Genomic DNA, 17,366 nt, shown 5'->3' with positions numbered 1-17,366 from the left:
TTATCCCGCCAAACAGGTGATCACTCCGCCGCGCTGTCCGGCTGTTCGCAACCGCTCCAGCCAGTTCCGCCCGCCCGGGTCGATGTCGGTGATCTCCCAGCGTTCGTTCGCTTCGTATCGGCCCCGCGCGGCGTGACCGGCCTCGGCGAGATCGGCGAGCGACCCATCTTCTTCCAAAAGATCACGGGCTGCAGACAGCACCGTGAGCGTTTCATCCAGCACATCGAGCAGGGCGGTGGCGTTCGGTTCACAGATGGCACGCACCAGATCGGGGGCAGTGCCCGCGACCCGGGTACCGTCGCGGAACGATCCTGCCGCCAGACCGAGTGCGAGTTCTCCACCCCCCGCCCCGGCCAGGGCCAGTGCTTCGGCCAGCACATGCGGTAGATGCGAGATGCGGGCGACAGCACGGTCGTGTTCTTCGGCCACCACCGGCACCACCGTGGCCCCGCAGTCCAGCGCCAGCCGCACCACGCGCGTCCAGGGCTCCGGCTGGGTGCCCTCGTCCACCCCGACTGCCCACGCGGCGCCCCGGAAAAGCTCGGGATCGGTCGCGGGCCAGCCCGACGCCGCCGTTCCCGCCATCGGATGCCCGCCCACGAAGCGGTCACCCAAACCGTGTCCGCGCACCGCCGACAGCACCGGCGCCTTCACACTCACCACATCGGTCACTGCACAACCGGGAGCGTATTCCGCGACCGCCGACAGCATGGATTCCACCGCGGGCATGGGCACAGCGACGACGATCAGCGCAGCATTGTCTGCGGCCCTGGACAGCGCCGCGGCCAGGTCGTCGGTCACGTCGAAACCGTCGCCGCGAGCCGCCTGCACCCCGGCTGCCGAACGGTTGTATCCCCAGGCCGGATAACCCCCCGCAACCGCTGCCCGCAGTAGCGATCCCCCGATAAGTCCCATCCCCAGGACACACAGCGGCCCATGCCGGTCGTCAGTCATCGGACCAGATTCGCATACGACTTCAACATTCGGCCCAGAGCCGACTACCGTTGCGGCCATGGCAACTGAGCGCTCGGGCACGAACAGGGCGGCGTCGGACGATTACGGCGACGTGGACGGTTTCGCTGTGGCCGTTGTGCGGGAAGACGGCAACTGGCGGTGCACGCCACTGAGCTCGGCAGCGTTGAACAATCTGTCCGCCGCCGAAACCGAACTCAAGGCACTGCGCAGCTCCGGCGCAGTTTTCGGTCTGATCGCGGTCGACGACGAATTCTTCGTCGTGGTACGGCCCGCCCCCAGCGGCACCCGGCTGCTGGTCTCCGATGCCACCGCCGCGATCGACTACGACATCGCCGCCGATGTGCTGGAAGCGTTGAACATCGACATCCCCGATATCGACCCCGACGAGCTGGACGATATCGAACCGTACGAAGAGGGCGACCTTGCGGTGCTCACCGACCTCGGCCTGCCCGAATCGGTGTTCAGCGTGATCCTCGCCGACACCGACCTGTACCCGGACGAACAACTCACCATGATCGCTGAGGAGCTCGGCTTCGCGGGCGAGTTCTCGGCGGTTCTCGACAAACTGCCCCGCTGAGATGACCGGACCGGCAGGCGGCGGGCCCACCGACACCGATATGGTGCGCGCCGCGCTCGCCGCCGCCGCCACCGCTGGCCCCCGTGACGTCCCCGTCGGCGCGGTCGTCTTCGACGCGGCAGGCCGCGAACTGGCCCGCGCCGCCAACGCGCGAGAATCCCTCGGTGACCCCACCGCGCACGCCGAAATCCTCGCCCTGCGCCGCGCCGCCGAGGTCTGCGGTGACGGTTGGCGGCTGGAAGGCACCACCCTCGCCGTCACTCTCGAACCCTGCACCATGTGCGCGGGCGCCCTCGTACTCGCCCGCATCGACCGGCTCCTCTTCGGCGCCTGGGAACCCAAAACCGGCGCCGTCGGCTCCCTGTGGGACGTCGTCCGCGACCGCCGCCTCAATCACCGCCCGCAAGTCCGCGGCGGCATCCTCGAATCCGAATGCGCCGCCCTCCTCGACACCTTCTTCCGCCGCCAACGCTGACCACCCGATTTAGCGCTGGGGCCCCCTTCCTGTATCGTTGTGCGCGGTGGCGTGTCCGAGCGGCCTAAGGAGCACGCCTCGAAAGCGTGTGAGGGGTAACCCCCCTCCGAGGGTTCAAATCCCTCCGCCACCGCCAGAGCCCCTTACCTGAAACGCCAGGTGAGGGGCTTTTTTGTGCCGAGCTGGTGGCTGTACCCGGTTCAACCGGAGATTACGGCGCTGTTCTCGTGGACCCCATCACCCCGGGTTGTGCGCGATCTCCCAAATGATCCGGTTGGGGTCGCTGGGCGCCGGGGTACTCCTGAGGTACCCAGATGTGGAAGGAAGCGATGACCATGCGGGATTCATCGATTCGACAGCGATCGCCTCGGGGTGGAATGGGTGGCCGGGTGATGAGCTTGGTGCTGCTGGCCTGGCTGGTCGCGGGATTGGTGGCAGCTGGGCAACGGGGTTACTTCAATGTGGCGGCGGTCGAGTGCCCACAGCTAGCGACTCTCGGCGTGACGGTTCTCGCGGGTCCGCTCAATTACCTGGGGCTGAACCCGAAGATCGGCTCTTGTCAGCTGCCGGAACCGAGCCAGTAGCGCAGGCCCGAAGCCGGCAGCAGCTCGGGTGTATAGGCAACCCGGCTTTTGCTATGGCACGGCCCCGCATCCGATAAACCGGGTGCGGGGCCGTGGCTGTGTTGAATTTACGCCGGTCTCAGCCGATCGTCAGTGGCTCTTTGTCCTCGACCGCCGCCTGGCGCTGCTGCAGCTGTTGCAGCTTCGCGCCCTCGACGTCGATATCGGGCAGTACCCGATCCAGCCATTTCGGCATCCACCAGGCCCATTTGCCCATCAGCGCCAGCAGCGCCGGGATCAGCACCATCCGGACGACGAACGCATCCAGCAGCACACCCGCGGCCAGCGCGAAGCCCATGGACTTCACCACCACATCGCTTTCCAGCAGGAAGGAGCTGAACACCGAGATCATGATGATCGCGGCGGCGGTCACCACGCGGGCGCCGTGATGGTAGCCGCTGATCATGGCGGCCTTCGGCGCTTTACCGTGCACGAACTCCTCACGCATACGGGTCACCAGGAACACCTGGTAGTCCATGGCGAGACCGAACACCAGGCCGATCAGCATGATCGGCAGGAAGCTGACGATCGGCTGCGGATCGGAGATCAGGCCGAGCGCGCCCTCCTGGAAGATCAGCACGGTCGCACCGAAGGTGGCGGCCATCGAGAGCAGGAAGCCGAGCGCCGCGGTGAGCGGAACCAGGATGGACCGGAACACCAGGATCAGCAGCACGAACGCGGCGCCGGCGACGATCGCCAGATATGGGGCGATCTTGCTCAGCAGCACGTGGTCGATATCGGCGTAGATGGCGGTGGTTCCGGTGATGCCGTACTCGAGACCGAACCTGTCCTGCAGTTCGGCTTCGGCGTCGCGGGCGTCCCGCACCAGGTCCTTGGTTTCCTGGTTGTTCGGCCCGGCCTTCGGGACACCGTCGAGCAGCGCGCCTTGGCCGTTCTCGCTGAGCATCGGCTGGGTGACGTAGTCCATGCCCGGATACGAGGCCAGCTTGTCGTGTAGCGCGGTGACCGCGGCTTCCCGCTGCTCGGGCGCCACATTGCTCAGGTCGGCGACCACGTTGAGCACACCGTTGCTGCCTTCGCCGAAGCCTTCGGTGCGCAGCTCGTAGGCCTTACGGACGGTCGAATCCTTCGGCATGCTGTCATCGCCGGGCAGGCCGAGGTTCAGTCCGGCCGCTGGCGCGGCGAGTGCGCCGAGCACGGCGACGCTGAGCAGCAGCATCACCGCCGGGAATTTGCCGATCAACCGGCCGAAGCGCATCCCGTTGGTGACCGCGGTGTCGTCTTCGGGATCGTGCTGGGCGATGAGCGGCAGCTTCGGCTTGAACAGGTATTTGCCGAGCGCGCCGATCAGCGCAGGCATCAGTGTGAGCGCGGTGAGCACCGCGAACCCGGCGGCGACCGCACCACCCAGACCCATGAAGGTCAGGAACTGGACGCCGACGATCGACAGCCCGGTGAGTGCGATGATGACCGTCAGGCCGGCGAAGACAACGGCCGAGCCCGCGGTGCCCAAGGCAGTGCCCGCGGCCTCTTCCGGTGACGCCTGCACGGCGAGTTCGTGCTTGTACCGGGACACGATGAACAGCGCGTAGTCGATGGACAGCGCGATACCGATCATCGACGCGAGGAAGACGGTGAAGCTGGGGATCTGGATGGCCGAGGTGCCCAGCATGATCAGCGACGTCGCCGCACCCAAACCGACGATGGCGGTCACGATGGGCACGAACGCGGCCACGATCGCGCCGAAGGCCACGATCATCACCACCAGCGCGACGGCCATACCGATCATCTCGGATTTACCGCTGGGCATCTCCTGCTTCATCGCGATCGAGCCGCTCATCTCGACCTGCAGGCCGGAGGCGCGGGCCTCGTCGGCCACCTGGTAGGCGGCGTCGCGGTCGGCGTCGGTGATGTCCTGGAAGGAGCCGATGGTGAACGGCACATTGAGCACCGCCACCGTGTTCGGGGCGGTCTCGTTCAGCACATTGAGGGGGGCGCCGCTGCAGCGAGCCGGGTCGGGAGCGGACAGGCAACCCATATGCGCTGCGGCGTCGACCGGGTTCACCAGTGGTTTGGTTTTGTCGACGATGTCGAGCGCGTTCAGCTTCTGCACGAGTGCCTGTAGCGCCGCGCGGTTGTTGTCATCGGTGAGGCGCTGGCCGTCGGGGGCCGCGATCACATAGGTGCCGGTGACCGCGTCGAACGAGAATGCCTCCGACATTCCCGGGAAATGCTCGTCCAGGATTTCGGTGGCCCGTTCCGACGGCAGGTTGGGCATGCTGAAGTCGTCGGTCATCGGCTTGCTCAGCGCGGTGCCGAGTCCGCCGAGCAGCAGGAACAGCACCACCCAGACGGGTAACACCACCCATTTCCGGCGGAAAGCGAACTTTCCCCATCGGTACAGGAATACGGACACGAGGGATTTCTCCTAGTGGCTGGCAAGCCTGATAGGCCGGTGCGCCAGTTCAGGCTCTGTTCGTCTGTGGTCAGCGGTACGGCTGCCGAAAGGGTGCCTGGTGGTGACAGCGGTACTTTGACAGCAATACGTCTGTGGAAAGCGGTACGTCTGTAGACATCGCCTCCTACGCGGGCCTTCGGCTCTCCCGCCTCCATTTGACGCTCTGTCTACCGTGCGGTAGGTAGACTACCTACGAGTAAAGCGGAGGTACAACCTCTACTTTCGGGGGGTCGTTGGTGCGATACAACGAAGACGAGAGGATCGCTGATGACCACCCACGCCGTACCAGAAACCATCGCCGCAGGTGGAGGGACCAAAAAGGCGATCAGAGACGCCGCGGTGCGTCTTTTCGGCGCAAAAGGATTCGAGCAGACGAGCCTGCGTGAGGTCGCCGATGCGGTAGGAATCACAAAGGCGTCCCTCTACTATCATTACGCATCCAAGCTCGATCTGCTCGTCGCGATCCTGAACCCGATCGTCGACCACATGCGGGCGATGGTCGAAAACATCGACGCCGTACCGCACGACGCGACAGGGGTGCGCACGGTTCTGCGCAACTACGTGCGCGGCATGATGCGCCACCGTGACGCGGGCTCGCTGTGCCTACGCGACACCGTCACCATCATCAACGCCATGGCCGACCGGCAGCCGGACCTGGTCGAAACCAACCGGGCACTGCGCGACTGGCTGGCCGGACCGGACCCGAGCGACGAAACGAAACTGCGCGCCAGCGCCGCGCTGGAAATACTCGGCATCGCGCTGCTGTCCACCGAAGTGGTGCCAGGCGCCGCGGATGCGCTGGTGGAGAACACTTTGCTCGACGCGGCCACTTCGGTGCTCTATCCGGCTGGTCCGTCTGATCCGTCTGCACCCGCTGCACCCGCTGCATCCGCTGCATCCTCTTGGGGCGCGTAGATTCGAGCGAACCAGCAGACGAAAGGACAGGGGGTTGTCGTGCACATCACCGCGAAGGTCGACCACGCGGTGCGAACGCTACTCGAGATTGCAGGCGCGGCGCAGACGGCGGCGGTGAAAGCGGAATCGATCGCGGCGGCGCAGCGGATTCCGCCGAAAGTGCTCGAAAGCGTGCTCGCCGAGTTGCGCCGCGCCGGGCTGGTCACCAGCAGACGCGGACCCGACGGCGGATACCGGCTGGCGCGCCCGGCCATCGATATCTCCATCGCCGATGTGATCCGCGCGCTGGAGGGGCCGCTGGCCTCGGTACGTGGCCGCCGCCCCGAGGACGTCACCTATCCCGGCCCGGCCGAACCCCTGCAGCGGGTGTGGATCGCGCTGCGGGTGAATATCCGAGCGGTGCTAGAGGACGTGTCCATCGCCGATATCGCCGCCGACCGGCTACCCGGGTTCATCGGCGAACTCACCGCCGATCCCGGCGCCTGGGCTCGCCGCGAACCACGCGAGAACCCGGTGGAAATCACAGCGACAGGTGTCGGTGAATATCGGTAGCCTGCGTTAATCATGCTGATCAGACTGCTTCGTACCTATCTGACCCCCTATCGAGGTCATCTCGCAGGGGTCGTTGCACTGCAGCTGATCTCTGTTATCGCCATGCTCTACCTGCCCAGTGTGAACGCCGACCTGATCGACGAGGGCATCACCAAGGGCGATATCGGCTATATCTGGACCGCGGGTTTGCGGATGCTGCTGATCAGCGGGGTGCAGATCATCGCATCGACGGCGTCGGTGTATCTGGCGGCGCAGGTCGCCATGGGCGCGGGGCGTGATCTGCGTGGCGCGGTGCTGCACCGGGTTGGCACGTTCTCCGCCCGCGAGGTCGGTATGTTCGGCGCACCCTCGCTGATCACCCGCAATACCAACGATATCCAGCAGGTGCAGCTGCTGATCGTGATGGCGGCGACGGTGGCGGTGATGGCGCCGATCATGTGTGTCGGCGGCATCATCATGGCGTTGCGCGAGGATCTGGGGCTGTCCTGGCTGCTGTTGATCGCGGTGCCCGCGCTCGGGCTGAGCATGGGTTTCATCATCGCGAGGATGGTGCCCGGCTTCCGTGCGATGCAGGAGCGCATCGACGAGGTCAACCGGGTGCTGCGCGAACAGATCACCGGTATCCGGGTGGTGCGCGCGTTCGTCAGGGAACGGCTGGAGGTGTGGCGGTTCGGTGTCGCCAATTCCCAGCTCACCGATACCGCGCTGCGGGTAGGCAAGCTGATGGCGCTGATGTTCCCGACTGTCATGCTGATCAGCAACCTGACCTCCGTCGCGGTGATCTGGTTCGGCGGGCACCAAGTCGATTCGGGGGAGATACAGATCGGTTCGCTGACCGCGCTGCTGGCCTACATCATGCAGATCCTGATGGCCGTGATGATGGCCTCGTTCCTGGCGATGATGGCGCCGCGGGCGGCGGTATCGGCCGACCGTATCGGCGAGGTGCTGCGGACCAGGTCGTCGGTGCACCGGCCCGAGCGTCCGCAGCCGTTCCGCGGTGATCCCGCCACGGTCGAGCTGCGTGCGGCCGAGTTCAGCTTCCCCGGCGCGGAGAAACCGGTACTGCGGGATATCAGCTTCCGGGTCGAGCCGGGCCGGACAACGGCGATCATCGGCTCCACCGGATCGGGTAAAACCACCCTGATCAACCTGATCCCGCGGCTGATGGATGCCACAGGCGGCGCGGTGCTCGTCGGCGGTACCGATGTCCGCGATCTCGACGTGGACGAGCTGCGTCAACAGATCGGCCTCGTCCCGCAGCGGGCGTACCTGTTTTCGGGGACGGTGGCGAGCAACCTGCGCTACGGCGACCCTGACGCGACCGACGAGGAGCTGTGGCGCTGCCTGGAGATCGCCCAGGCCGCAGACTTCGTCCGGGAAATGCCGCAGGGTTTACAGACTCCGATCGCCCAGGGCGGCACGACGGTATCTGGCGGGCAACGGCAGCGGCTGGCGATCGCGCGGGCGCTGGTGCGTAAACCGCGGATCTACCTGTTCGACGACGCGTTCTCCGCATTGGATGTCGCCACCGACGCCCGGCTGCGGGACGCGCTGCGGCCGGAAACCCTGGACGCGTCAGTGATCATCGTGGCGCAGCGGATCGCAACCATCCGCGACGCCGATCAGATCGTGGTGCTCGAAGACGGCCGGATGGCCGGGATCGGCACCCATGAGCAGCTGCTTCGCGATTGCTCGGAATACCAGGAAATCGTCGAATCGCAGCTGAGTGTGCAGGAGGCGTGATGAGACATAATCGCGCAGCGCTCATCAGGCCGACGGGGTGCGGGAACCCCCGCAGAACACAGGAGGCGAAATGACCGGGCCGGGAAGGCAGGGGCCGCCCGGTCCGGGTGCGCCGGGGGCCAAACCGAAATCGTTCGGCCCCTCACTGAAAAAACTGCTGCGCCGGCTCGCCCCCGAACGGGGGTATGTGGTGCTGATCGTGGTGCTCGCGATCGTGTCGGTGGTGCTGAACATCCTCGGCCCCTACATCCTGGGCAAGGCGACGAACCTGATCTTCGACGGTGTCGTCGGTAAACAGCTTCCCGCTGGTATCACCAAAGAGCAGGCGATCGAAGGGCTGCGCGAGCAGGGGCAGGGCAACCTGGCGGATATGCTCTCCGGGATGGCCGTTGTGCCGGGTGTCGGCGTCGATTTCGACGCGGTCGGCCGGGTGCTGCTGCTGGCGCTGGTGCTGTATCTGGGTGCGTCGCTGTTCGGCTGGGTCCAGGGATATCTGCTCAATCTCGTCATCAACCGGACGGTGAAACGGTTACGCAGCGATGTGGAGGACAAGATCCACCGGCTGCCGTTGAGCTATTTCGATTCCGCGCCCCGCGGCGATGTGCTCAGCCGGGTCACCAATGATGTCGACAACGTGTCGCAGAGCCTGCAGCAGACCATGAGCCAGCTGCTGGTCTCGCTGTTCTCGGTGTTCGGCATTGTGGTGATGATGTTCTGGATCTCGCCGCTGCTGGCGTTGATCGCGCTGCTCACGGTCCCCGCCGCGGTGGTGGTGACCGCGCAGATCGCCAAACGTTCCAAACCGCATTTCGTCGACCAGTGGAAGCACACCGGCATGGTGAACGCGCAGGTGGAGGAGGCCTACACCGGACACGAGGTGGTCACCGCGTTCGGCCGCAGCCGTCAGGTCCGCGACGAGTTCGACAAACGCAACGAACAGCTGTACCAGTCCAGTTTCAAAGCGCAGTTCATTTCCGGTCTGATCATGCCGTCGATCATGTTCCTGGGGAACCTGAACTATGTGCTGGTGGCACTGGTCGGTGGTCTGCGGGTGGCCAGCGGGCAGCTGTCGCTCGGTGAGGTGCAGGCGTTCATCCAGTACTCCCGCCAATTCAGCCAGCCGTTGACGCAGATGGGGGCGATGGCCAATCTGCTGCAGTCGGGGGTGGCCTCGGCGGAGCGGATCTTCGAGATCTTGGAGGCGCCGGAACAGAGCCCCGACCCGGTGATGGCCGATACCAGGCCGGTGGACCGCGGGCGGGTCGAGTTCGAGGCGGTGTCGTTCCGCTACGCACCGGACAAACCGGTGATCGAACGGTTGTCGCTGGTCGCCGAACCCGGCCATGTGGTGGCCATTGTCGGGCCGACCGGGGCAGGTAAGACCACGCTGGTGAACCTGCTCATGCGGTTCTACGAGCTCGACGCGGGCGCGATCACCGTCGACGGTGTCGATATCACCCAGATGACCAGGGACAATCTGCGGTCCCGGATGGGTATGGTGCTGCAGGACACCTGGTTGTTCCGCGGCACCATCCGGGAGAACATCGCCTACGGCGACCCGGAGGCAGGCGAAGCCGAGATCCTCGCCGCGGCCAAGGCCGCCTACGTGGATCGTTTCGTGCACGCCCTGCCCGACGGGTACGACACGATCATCGACGAGGAGGGCACCGGGGTCAGCGCGGGTGAGAAGCAGCTCATCACCATCGCGCGCGCGTTCCTGGCCAAACCGTCCATCCTGATCCTGGACGAGGCGACCAGTTCGGTGGACACCCGTACCGAACTCCTGGTGCAGCAGGCCACGGCCGCGCTGCGCAAGGACCGCACCAGTTTCGTCATCGCGCACCGGCTGTCCACCATACGCGACGCCGACCTGATCGTGGTGATGGAGGCGGGCCGCATCGTCGAACACGGCACTCACGAACAGCTCCTGGACGAGCAGGGCGCCTACTACCGCCTCTACAACGCCCAGTTCGCCGCCGCGGCAGCCGACGCCTGAACGACTGTGATCGCCACCGCGACCAGCGGCTGCCGGTAGCTCACCGAACGGGCGATACCTGTGGGGTCGGTGGCGATGCCCGCGGAAGGCGGGGGGACGCGGGCTGCCAAGATGTTCTGCGTGTCCGATCGCGGAAAGTTCTCGTTCACTGTCGGTGCCCGGCTGGAAGGGCGGCACGGGCGGACCGGTGTGCTGCGCACCCCGCACGGCGATATCGCCACGCCCGCGTTCATCCCGGTGGGGACGAAAGCGACGGTGAAGGCGGTGCTGCCGGAGGCGATGCGGGACCTGGGCGCCCAAGCCCTGCTGGCCAATGCCTACCACCTGTACCTGCAGCCCGGCCCGGATATCGTCGACGAGGCGGGCGGGCTGGGCACGTTCATGAACTGGCCCGGCCCGACCTTCACCGACAGCGGCGGCTTCCAGGTGATGTCGCTGGGTGTCGGGTTCAAGAAGGTTCTCGCCATGGAGACCGTCGACGTGCGCAGCGACGACGTCATCGCCAAAGGCAAGGAACGGCTGGCCACCGTCGACGACGACGGCGTCACCTTCCGTTCGCATCTCAACGGCTCCAAGCACCGGTTCACCCCGGAGGTCTCGATGGGCATCCAGCATCAGCTGGGCGCCGACATCATGTTCGCCTTCGACGAGCTGACCACCCTGATGAACACCCGCGGCTACCAGGAGAAATCGCTGCAGCGCACTCACGATTGGGCGCAACGCTGCATCGATGAGCACGAACGCCTCACCGAGGAACGGGTACACCGGCCCTACCAGGCGCTTTTCGCGGTCGTGCAGGGCGCGCAGTACGAAGACCTGCGCCGCAAGGCCAGCCGCGAACTCGAGGAGATCCGCGGCAAAGCAGGTACCGAATTCGATGGTTACGGTATCGGCGGGGCGCTGGAGAAACACAATCTCGGCACGATCGTCGGCTGGTGTAGCGATGAGCTGCCGGAAAGCAAACCCCGCCATATGCTCGGCATCAGCGAACCCGAGGACCTGTTCGCGGCGATCGAGGCAGGCGCGGACACCTTTGATTGCGTGAACCCCTCACGAGTCGGCCGCAACGCCGGAATCTACGTCGATGCAGGCCGTTTCAATATCGACACCAGCCGGTTCCGCCGCGATTTCACTCCGATCGACGAAACCTGCGACTGCTACACCTGCGCCAACTACACCCGCGCCTACCTGCACCACCTGTTCAAAGCCAAGGAGATGCTCGCCGCGACCCTGTGCACGATCCACAACGAGCGCTTCACCATCCGGTTGGTAGACCGGATCCGGGAAAGTATCGCAGGCGGTTACTTCGACGAGTTCCGTGATGACACGCTCGGTCGCTGGCAGGGCCGCATCACCGCGCCCTGATCTTCAGGAGCGCAGCGCACCCAGATCGGTGGGGGCGTAGCTGGGTTCATGCTTTTTCAGCAGGGCGATCACCGCGTAGGTGACCGGCATCACCACCACTTCGACCAGTGTTTTCCACACGAAGCCGAAGATCAGATAGTTGACGAACTGCTGCCAGCTGTCGATCCCGATCGCGGTTGCGGCGATCGAGCAGAAGATCAGGGTGTCGGCGAATTCACCGACCACGGTGGAACCGATCAGCCTGGCCCACAGGTACTTCTCCCTGGTGCGTTCCTTGATCACCACCAGGGTGGCGGAATTGAGCAGCTGCCCGACGAAGTATCCGGCCAGACCGGCCACAACCAGCTGCGGGGTGGTACCGATAACGGTGCGGAACGCCTCTTGGTTGGCATAGAACTCGGCGGCGGGGAGCTGGATCGCAATGGCGAAACTCGCCACGGTCAGCAGCAGCGCGCCGAAACCGTAATACACGGCGCGGCGAGTGGCGCGGAACCCGTAGACCTCGCTCAGCACGTCACCGATGACGTAGGCCAGCGGGAACAGGAAGAACGCCGCGTCGGTGTTGATGGGCAGCAGCTGCACCGGTCCGATGTTCAGCGAATACCCGGACAGCAGCTGCACGCCCTTGGTCGCGCAGATGTTGGAAATGATCAGCGTGGCGGTGAACAGCGCCACGAGCGGTGTGTAGTAGCCCCGCGTCACCTGGGCGAATGCCGCATGGGCCGACGCGGGGCGTCCAGTCCCCTCGTGCTGTTCCGGTTGCTTGGAATCCCTCACCCGGTTCATCCAACCAGGTTGTGGAATAGGCTGTAGCCATGACGAATCCCGGCGACTCCGACGAGTGGTGGAAGCAGTACGGTGGCGCAGGCGTGTCACCGGAGTCGGGCGCCGCAGGTTCGACGCCGCAGTATCCTGCCGCTGATCAGCTCGCGTATCCATCGACGCCACCGCCGGGACCGTCACAGTATCCTTCGGCACCGCAACAGCCCGCACCTCCTGTTCCGCCCCCGCCGTACCCTTCGGACCCGAATCAGCCCGCCGCGCCGTACCCGAGTTACCAGCAGCCCCAGCAGGCTTATCCGCAGGGCGGGTACACCTACCCGGTGGGTTATCAGCCTTACGGTTACCCGCCCAGCCAGGGCACCAATGGCATGGCGCTCGCCGCGCTCATTACTTCACTGTGCGGCCTGTTCACCTGCGGCCTCAGTTCGATCGTCGGGATCTTTCTTGGTGTCGCGGCGTTGAATCAGATCAACCGCACCGGCCAGCAGGGCCGTGGCATGGCGCAGGCGGGGATCTGGATCGGTGTGGCGTTCATTGTGCTTTTCGTCCTGTACTGGGTGTTCATCTTTGTTGTGGCAGCCGGTTCCGCGTAGTCGTTCATCAGTGTTCGGCCTCGCGTGAGGCGTGAAACAGCGGAAGGGGCGCATCCGGATCGGATGCGCCCCTTCGCCTTGCGGGTGAGCGTTCAGCCCTTGACCACCTGGGTGCCGCCGGCGAACTTGTCGTGCCAGCCCTGCTTGTTCGGATCCTGCTCCATGGTGATCGCCATGTAGATCGCCAGACCGAACCCGACCAACTGTCCGAGGCAGGGGATGATTCCCGCCGCCAGGTAGATATTGCGCTTGAACGAAGTCGCCGCATCGATCTTCGGGGCGCCACCGGGTGCGATCACGCGCATGCCGAGCACCTTCTTACCCAGCGTCGTGCCCATGGAGGTCTCCATGCCCACGAAGTAGATGACGGCGACCAGGACAGTAAGCGGGCCGGTGAGGAAACTGCCCATCATGCTGTCCCCGAGCAGCAGACTCGTCAGGATCCCCATGGGGATACCGACGATCAGGCCGTCGATCAGACGGGCTGCGAAGCGCAGACCAAAACCGACGGGCTGCCCACCGTATCCGGGCTGCTGGCCGTACGGCTGGCCGTACTGTTGCTGCGGCTGTGCGTACGGCTGGCCGTACTGCTGCTGGGCGTAGGGGTCCTGCCCGTACTGCTGCTGGGGCTGGCTGTACGGCTGCTGCGGCTGGCCGTACGGTTGCTGCTGCTGGGCGTAGGGGTCCTGCCCGTACTGCTGCTGGGGCTGGCCGTACTGTTGCTGCGGTTGCCCATACGGCTGCTGGGGCTGGCCGTACTGCTGTTGCGGTTGCCCGCCGTACTGGGGCTGCTGGCCGTACGGCTGTCCGCCCTGGGGATATTGGTTGGGGTCGTACCCACCGCTTGTCATAGAAACCCTCGTCGTGCTCAGAAATCGGTCGCCGCGTACGTTACGGATTATCGGCGACGGGCAACAACCCGTCCGGGTCCAGTATCCATGGCTTGTTCGGTAGGTGCGCGGGGTTGAAAACCGGGAGAAGTTGCGCCGCAGAGGTTCCCGTCATACCAAGTGATGCGGCGAGCGCGGTGACGATATGTCCGGGGCTATCGCCCAGAGCGAGCCGATCGGCCAAGGTCACCGCGCCATCGCGTTTGGCGAGCCGCTGCCCGGATGAGTTCAGCACCAGCGGAACATGGGCGTACCGCGGTATCGGTAGGCCGAGCAGCGTGGCGAGATAGGCCTGTCGCGGGGTGGACGGCAGCAGATCGTCACCGCGCACCACCTGGTCGACACCCTGTTCGGCGTCGTCGACCACGACCGCGAGATTGTAGGCGGGAATACCGTCTCCGCGCCGCAGCACCACATCGTCGACTGGGCCACGGTATCGGCCGTGCAGTTCGTCGACCACCTCGAACTCGGTGTCCGCCGCGCGTAACCGGAGTGCGGCGGGGCGGCCTTCGGCTCTTCTGGCCGCGCGTTCGGTGTCGCTGAGGTCGCGGCAGGTGCCCGGGTAGGCGCCCATGGGGCCGTGTGGTGCGGTGGCGGCCTTCTGGATTTCACGTCTGGTGCAGAAACATTCATAGGTGAGCCCGGCTGCCGTGAGTTGATCGATCGCCGCGTTGTAGTGGTCGATGCGATCGGATTGGCGGACCACCGGCGGGTCCCAGCCCACTCCGATGGCTGCCAGGTCGGCCAGTTGCCGCTGTTCGGCGCCTGGACGGACCCGGTCCAGATCATCGATGCGTAAGACGAAGCGGCGGCCGGTCGAGCGGGCGAACAGCCAGGCGAGCAGCGCGGTGCGCAGATTTCCCAGATGCAGATCACCCGATGGGCTCGGCGCGTATCGGCCTGCGGGGGGAGCCGGAGCGGCCGGGCGATGGTTGCTTGGGTCGCGGTCGGTCGGCATTCCACCCATCGTAGGAGTTCGTTCGGGGCGTGGTGAGCTGCGGGTTCCGCGTTGTCGCGAAGCTGGACAGCGTTGCGCCGCTGGTTCGACGGCAATGCCCGGTCAGGTGCACAGGCGCGGCATCAACCGGCTCTCCTCGATCGCGCCACCTGCCGCGAGTTCGGCGAGGAGCATTTCGGCGTGCGCGATGAGACCGGGGCCGTCGATGCCGTACGGCAATCTTCCCGCCGGATGGTCCGCGTTCGCCGGGTCGAAGGCGGACAGCTTGCCGATTGCACGGGTCAGCAGCGTGCGGGCGCCCTTGGTATTGCCGCGCTGAATGTGGGTGAGGCCCACTGCGTACTGGGCCAGCCCCTGCCACAGCATCCGCTCGGCGAACGGACCGTTCTTCCAGGCCGCCTCCAAAACCTCGTGGGCATTGAACGCCAGACCCTCGTCCAGCAGTTGCTGGGCGTAGGCAAGGGTTTGCTGGGGTGGCAGATTCAGGTCATCGGGAATGCGTGGTACGCCGATGCTGCCCGGCGGCAGCGGCCGGCCGAACCTGTCTCGGGGTCGGGCGTTGACGGCCCGACCTGTGGCATCGCGATCACGTTCCACCATGACCTCCATCATGCACACCGGATGCGGATGTGAGTGGTTCGGTCTTCTCGAATAGAAGAGATCACGTTTCAATTAATTCGTCCTTTTGGTCCGATTCTGTCTGATGCCAGTAATGCACGTTCGAGCTCAGCAATTGTTCGGCAACTTTCTGTCTTCGCAAGATTGGCAAATGTGTTGGCGGAGTGGGCAAGAGCCCGGCAAATATGGGATGAACCTGCTAGGGTTCATGGCGCGGCGCGGGCCCAGATGGGCGTTTCTGCCGCGCAACATCTGCGTTCTTGGCTATGCGAACGCACTCTGGCGTTCCGGAGAGTTGCTTCGCTAATACTGGGCGCATCCCGGTATTTGGTGTTTTCATCGAATACCGGAGCTTGTCAGAACGATGTCAGAAATACATATCGTGAACGACGCAGCAAAGGAGTCAGTGCCGTGAAGATTGATGTAACGGGCGCTGTGTGGCGTAAGAGCACATACAGTGGCCCGGACGGGAACTGTGTGGAAGTGGCATTCCTCGGTGACGGCAACGTGGCGGTCCGTGATACCAAGGACCACGGGAACGGACCGATCCTCGCGTTCGCGCCCGGAGAGTGGAACGCATTCCTAACCGGTATAGCGGAGGGTGGGTTCCGCCGCGGCTGAGCAGCCGGCACGGCCGAAACCAGGCATAACGGGCCCCGGGTCACCATGGACTCGGGGCCTTCGCAGTGCGGTGCCTATTCGTGTGAGTTGCCGCGCTCCTGGTAGCGGCGCAGAATCGCCAGTTGCTGGCGTTCCTCTTCTTCCTCGATCGCCAGATTGCGCTCGGATTCTGTCACCGGATCGGCGCGCAACAGGCTGCCGGTACCCGGCTTGCCCGCCGCACCGAGTTTGTTCATCTTCTTCGGCACTGCCGCGCCCTGGTATTCCAGCGGAATCGGATGCCCGTGCTCGTCCACCGGGCCCAGCGGCTGATGCACCTCGATGTATTCACCGTGCGGCAACCGCTTGATCACACCGGTCTCAATACCGTGTTCCAGCACCGCGCGGTCGCTGCGCTGCAAGCCGAGGCAGAATCGGTAGGCGATGAAGAACGCCAGCGGCGGGCCGAGTAGCAAGCCGATCCGGCCGACCCAGGTGGTGGCGTTGAGCGAGACGTGGAACTTGTAGGCGATGATGTCGTTGATGCAGGACAGGGTCAATATCACGTAGAAAGTGACCGCCATCGCGCCGATTGCAGTGCGCACCGGCACGTCACGCGGCCGCTGCAGCAGATTGTGGTAGGCGGCGGTATCGCGGGTGAGGCGTTTTTCGATCCAGGGATAAGCGATCAGGATGACGAAGACCAAGCCCATGGTCAGCGCTACCCAGAACGATGCGGGCACGGTGTAGCGGCCCAGATACAGCTCCCACGGCGGCATCAGGCGGGCCAACCCGTCGGTCCACATCATGTAGAAGTCCGGCTGCGAACCCGCCGACACCTGCGAGGGGTTGTACGGGCCCAGGTTCCAGATCGGGTTGATCTGCATAACGCCACCCATGACGGCGACAAAGCCCAGCGTGAACGCGAAGAACGCGCCCTGATCGGCGGCGAACACCGGCACGATACGAGCGCCGACCACGTTGTTCTCGGTGCGGCCTGGACCGGGGAACTGCGTGTGCTTCTGATACCAGACGATGGCGATATGTGCGGCAATGAGTGCCAGCATGATGCCGGGCAGCAGCAGCACATGCGCCACATACAGCCGCGGGATGATGATGTCGCCTGGGAAGTCGCCGTTGAAGATCAGCCAGTGCAACCAGGTGCCGATCACCGGGATACCGATGGTGATACCGGAGAACGCGGCCCGCAGCCCGGTACCCGAGAGCAGGTCATCGGGCAGTGAATACCCGAAGAACCCCTCGAACATCGCCAGGATCAACAGC

General features: G+C 65.0%; 17 protein-coding genes and 1 tRNA gene. 11 read left to right on the top strand and 7 right to left on the bottom strand.

Annotation, left to right across the window (positions count from 1 at the left end; genetic code table 11):
- A complete protein-coding gene (locus B0T44_RS21225; RefSeq protein ID WP_077120821.1) occupies positions 1 to 954 on the bottom strand; it encodes a prephenate dehydrogenase in 954 nt (317 codons plus the stop codon).
- Between the two features lie 58 nt (positions 955 to 1,012).
- Between B0T44_RS21225 and B0T44_RS21220 the strand changes: the two genes are divergently transcribed.
- The 4 genes from B0T44_RS21220 (at position 1,013) to B0T44_RS21205 (ending at position 2,611) form a co-directional block, all read left to right on the top strand.
- The gene (locus B0T44_RS21220) at positions 1,013 to 1,552 is read left to right on the top strand and encodes a tRNA adenosine deaminase-associated protein (RefSeq protein WP_077120823.1); all 540 of its coding nucleotides are present in this window, start codon (positions 1,013 to 1,015) and stop codon (positions 1,550 to 1,552) included.
- A 1-nt stretch (position 1,553) separates the two neighbouring features.
- A complete protein-coding gene (locus B0T44_RS21215; RefSeq protein WP_077120825.1) occupies positions 1,554 to 2,027 on the top strand; it encodes a nucleoside deaminase in 474 nt (157 codons plus the stop codon).
- 45 nt (positions 2,028 to 2,072) lie between these two features.
- A tRNA-Ser gene (locus B0T44_RS21210) sits at positions 2,073 to 2,163 on the top strand.
- A gap of 256 nt (positions 2,164 to 2,419) precedes the next feature.
- Positions 2,420 to 2,611, top strand: coding sequence for a hypothetical protein (locus B0T44_RS21205; RefSeq protein WP_367947005.1), 192 nt, complete (start codon positions 2,420 to 2,422; stop codon positions 2,609 to 2,611).
- A gap of 118 nt (positions 2,612 to 2,729) precedes the next feature.
- Here the strand turns inward: B0T44_RS21205 and B0T44_RS21200 are convergent, their stop codons facing one another.
- The gene (locus B0T44_RS21200; protein WP_077120829.1) at positions 2,730 to 5,027 is read right to left on the bottom strand and encodes an MMPL family transporter; all 2,298 of its coding nucleotides are present in this window, start codon (positions 5,025 to 5,027) and stop codon (positions 2,730 to 2,732) included.
- A 309-nt stretch (positions 5,028 to 5,336) separates the two neighbouring features.
- On the opposite strand from B0T44_RS21200, the gene B0T44_RS21195 reads away from it, so the two are divergent.
- The 5 genes from B0T44_RS21195 to tgt all read left to right on the top strand — a co-directional run bounded on the left by B0T44_RS21195 (position 5,337) and on the right by tgt (position 11,640).
- Complete coding sequence (locus B0T44_RS21195; RefSeq protein WP_081512472.1) at positions 5,337 to 5,984, top strand: TetR/AcrR family transcriptional regulator; 648 nt, start codon at positions 5,337 to 5,339, stop codon at positions 5,982 to 5,984.
- A gap of 39 nt (positions 5,985 to 6,023) precedes the next feature.
- Entirely contained in the window at positions 6,024 to 6,536 is a 513-nt protein-coding gene (locus tag B0T44_RS21190; protein ID WP_077120832.1) for an RrF2 family transcriptional regulator, read from the top strand.
- A 12-nt stretch (positions 6,537 to 6,548) separates the two neighbouring features.
- Positions 6,549 to 8,279: an ABC transporter ATP-binding protein gene (locus B0T44_RS21185; protein WP_077120834.1), complete on the top strand. Its 1,731-nt coding sequence runs from the start codon at positions 6,549 to 6,551 to the stop codon at positions 8,277 to 8,279.
- A 70-nt stretch (positions 8,280 to 8,349) separates the two neighbouring features.
- A complete protein-coding gene (locus B0T44_RS21180) occupies positions 8,350 to 10,275 on the top strand; it encodes an ABC transporter ATP-binding protein (RefSeq protein WP_077120880.1) in 1,926 nt (641 codons plus the stop codon).
- A 120-nt stretch (positions 10,276 to 10,395) separates the two neighbouring features.
- A complete protein-coding gene (gene tgt, locus B0T44_RS21175; protein WP_438269035.1) occupies positions 10,396 to 11,640 on the top strand; it encodes a tRNA guanosine(34) transglycosylase Tgt in 1,245 nt (414 codons plus the stop codon).
- A gap of 3 nt (positions 11,641 to 11,643) precedes the next feature.
- On the opposite strand, the gene B0T44_RS21170 is transcribed toward tgt, so the two are convergent.
- A complete protein-coding gene (locus tag B0T44_RS21170) occupies positions 11,644 to 12,426 on the bottom strand; it encodes a queuosine precursor transporter (RefSeq protein ID WP_077120836.1) in 783 nt (260 codons plus the stop codon).
- A gap of 29 nt (positions 12,427 to 12,455) precedes the next feature.
- On the opposite strand from B0T44_RS21170, the gene B0T44_RS21165 reads away from it, so the two are divergent.
- Positions 12,456 to 13,016, top strand: coding sequence for a DUF4190 domain-containing protein (locus B0T44_RS21165; RefSeq protein ID WP_077120838.1), 561 nt, complete (start codon positions 12,456 to 12,458; stop codon positions 13,014 to 13,016).
- Between the two features lie 92 nt (positions 13,017 to 13,108).
- Here the strand turns inward: B0T44_RS21165 and B0T44_RS21160 are convergent, their stop codons facing one another.
- The 3 genes from B0T44_RS21160 to B0T44_RS21150 form a co-directional block, all read right to left on the bottom strand.
- Positions 13,109 to 13,867 (bottom strand): RDD family protein, encoded by a 759-nt coding sequence (locus tag B0T44_RS21160; protein WP_077120840.1) that lies wholly within the window; start codon positions 13,865 to 13,867, stop codon positions 13,109 to 13,111.
- Positions 13,868 to 13,907: 40 nt separating this feature from the next.
- On the bottom strand, positions 13,908 to 14,864 hold the full coding sequence (gene gluQRS, locus B0T44_RS21155; RefSeq protein ID WP_077120842.1) for a tRNA glutamyl-Q(34) synthetase GluQRS: 957 nt from the start codon (positions 14,862 to 14,864) through the stop codon (positions 13,908 to 13,910).
- 102 nt (positions 14,865 to 14,966) lie between these two features.
- Entirely contained in the window at positions 14,967 to 15,464 is a 498-nt protein-coding gene (locus tag B0T44_RS21150) for a DUF309 domain-containing protein (protein WP_077120884.1), read from the bottom strand.
- Positions 15,465 to 15,893: 429 nt separating this feature from the next.
- Between B0T44_RS21150 and B0T44_RS27295 the strand changes: the two genes are divergently transcribed.
- Positions 15,894 to 16,103 (top strand): DUF397 domain-containing protein, encoded by a 210-nt coding sequence (locus tag B0T44_RS27295; protein ID WP_077120844.1) that lies wholly within the window; start codon positions 15,894 to 15,896, stop codon positions 16,101 to 16,103.
- A 74-nt stretch (positions 16,104 to 16,177) separates the two neighbouring features.
- On the opposite strand, the gene B0T44_RS21140 is transcribed toward B0T44_RS27295, so the two are convergent.
- A partial coding sequence (locus B0T44_RS21140) for a cytochrome b (RefSeq protein ID WP_077120887.1) occupies positions 16,178 to 17,366 on the bottom strand: 1,189 nt, incomplete at its 5' end.

The organism is Nocardia donostiensis (assembly GCF_002081715.1).
In the GTDB taxonomy this organism is placed as follows: domain Bacteria; phylum Actinomycetota; class Actinomycetes; order Mycobacteriales; family Mycobacteriaceae; genus Nocardia; species Nocardia donostiensis.
The sequence above is the reverse complement of the archived record's forward strand: the minus strand, read 5'-3'. Positions and strand labels throughout refer to the sequence as shown.

Bases quoted from the DNA above. Each gene is read 5' to 3' on its own strand.
- B0T44_RS21160 (WP_077120840.1), bottom strand. From the start codon at position 13,867: ATGACAAGCGGTGGGTACGACCCCAACCAATATCCCCAGGGCGGACAG.
- B0T44_RS21180 (WP_077120880.1), top strand. From the start codon at position 8,350: ATGACCGGGCCGGGAAGGCAGGGGCCGCCCGGTCCGGGTGCGCCGGGG.
- B0T44_RS21225 (WP_077120821.1), bottom strand. From the start codon at position 954: ATGACTGACGACCGGCATGGGCCGCTGTGTGTCCTGGGGATGGGACTT.
- B0T44_RS21165 (WP_077120838.1), top strand. From the start codon at position 12,456: ATGACGAATCCCGGCGACTCCGACGAGTGGTGGAAGCAGTACGGTGGC.
- B0T44_RS21205 (WP_367947005.1), top strand. From the start codon at position 2,420: ATGAGCTTGGTGCTGCTGGCCTGGCTGGTCGCGGGATTGGTGGCAGCT.
- B0T44_RS21195 (WP_081512472.1), top strand. From the start codon at position 5,337: ATGACCACCCACGCCGTACCAGAAACCATCGCCGCAGGTGGAGGGACC.
- B0T44_RS21150 (WP_077120884.1), bottom strand. From the start codon at position 15,464: ATGGTGGAACGTGATCGCGATGCCACAGGTCGGGCCGTCAACGCCCGA.
- B0T44_RS21170 (WP_077120836.1), bottom strand. From the start codon at position 12,426: ATGAACCGGGTGAGGGATTCCAAGCAACCGGAACAGCACGAGGGGACT.
- gluQRS (WP_077120842.1), bottom strand. From the start codon at position 14,864: ATGCCGACCGACCGCGACCCAAGCAACCATCGCCCGGCCGCTCCGGCT.
- B0T44_RS21185 (WP_077120834.1), top strand. From the start codon at position 6,549: ATGCTGATCAGACTGCTTCGTACCTATCTGACCCCCTATCGAGGTCAT.
- B0T44_RS21220 (WP_077120823.1), top strand. From the start codon at position 1,013: ATGGCAACTGAGCGCTCGGGCACGAACAGGGCGGCGTCGGACGATTAC.
- B0T44_RS21215 (WP_077120825.1), top strand. From the start codon at position 1,554: ATGACCGGACCGGCAGGCGGCGGGCCCACCGACACCGATATGGTGCGC.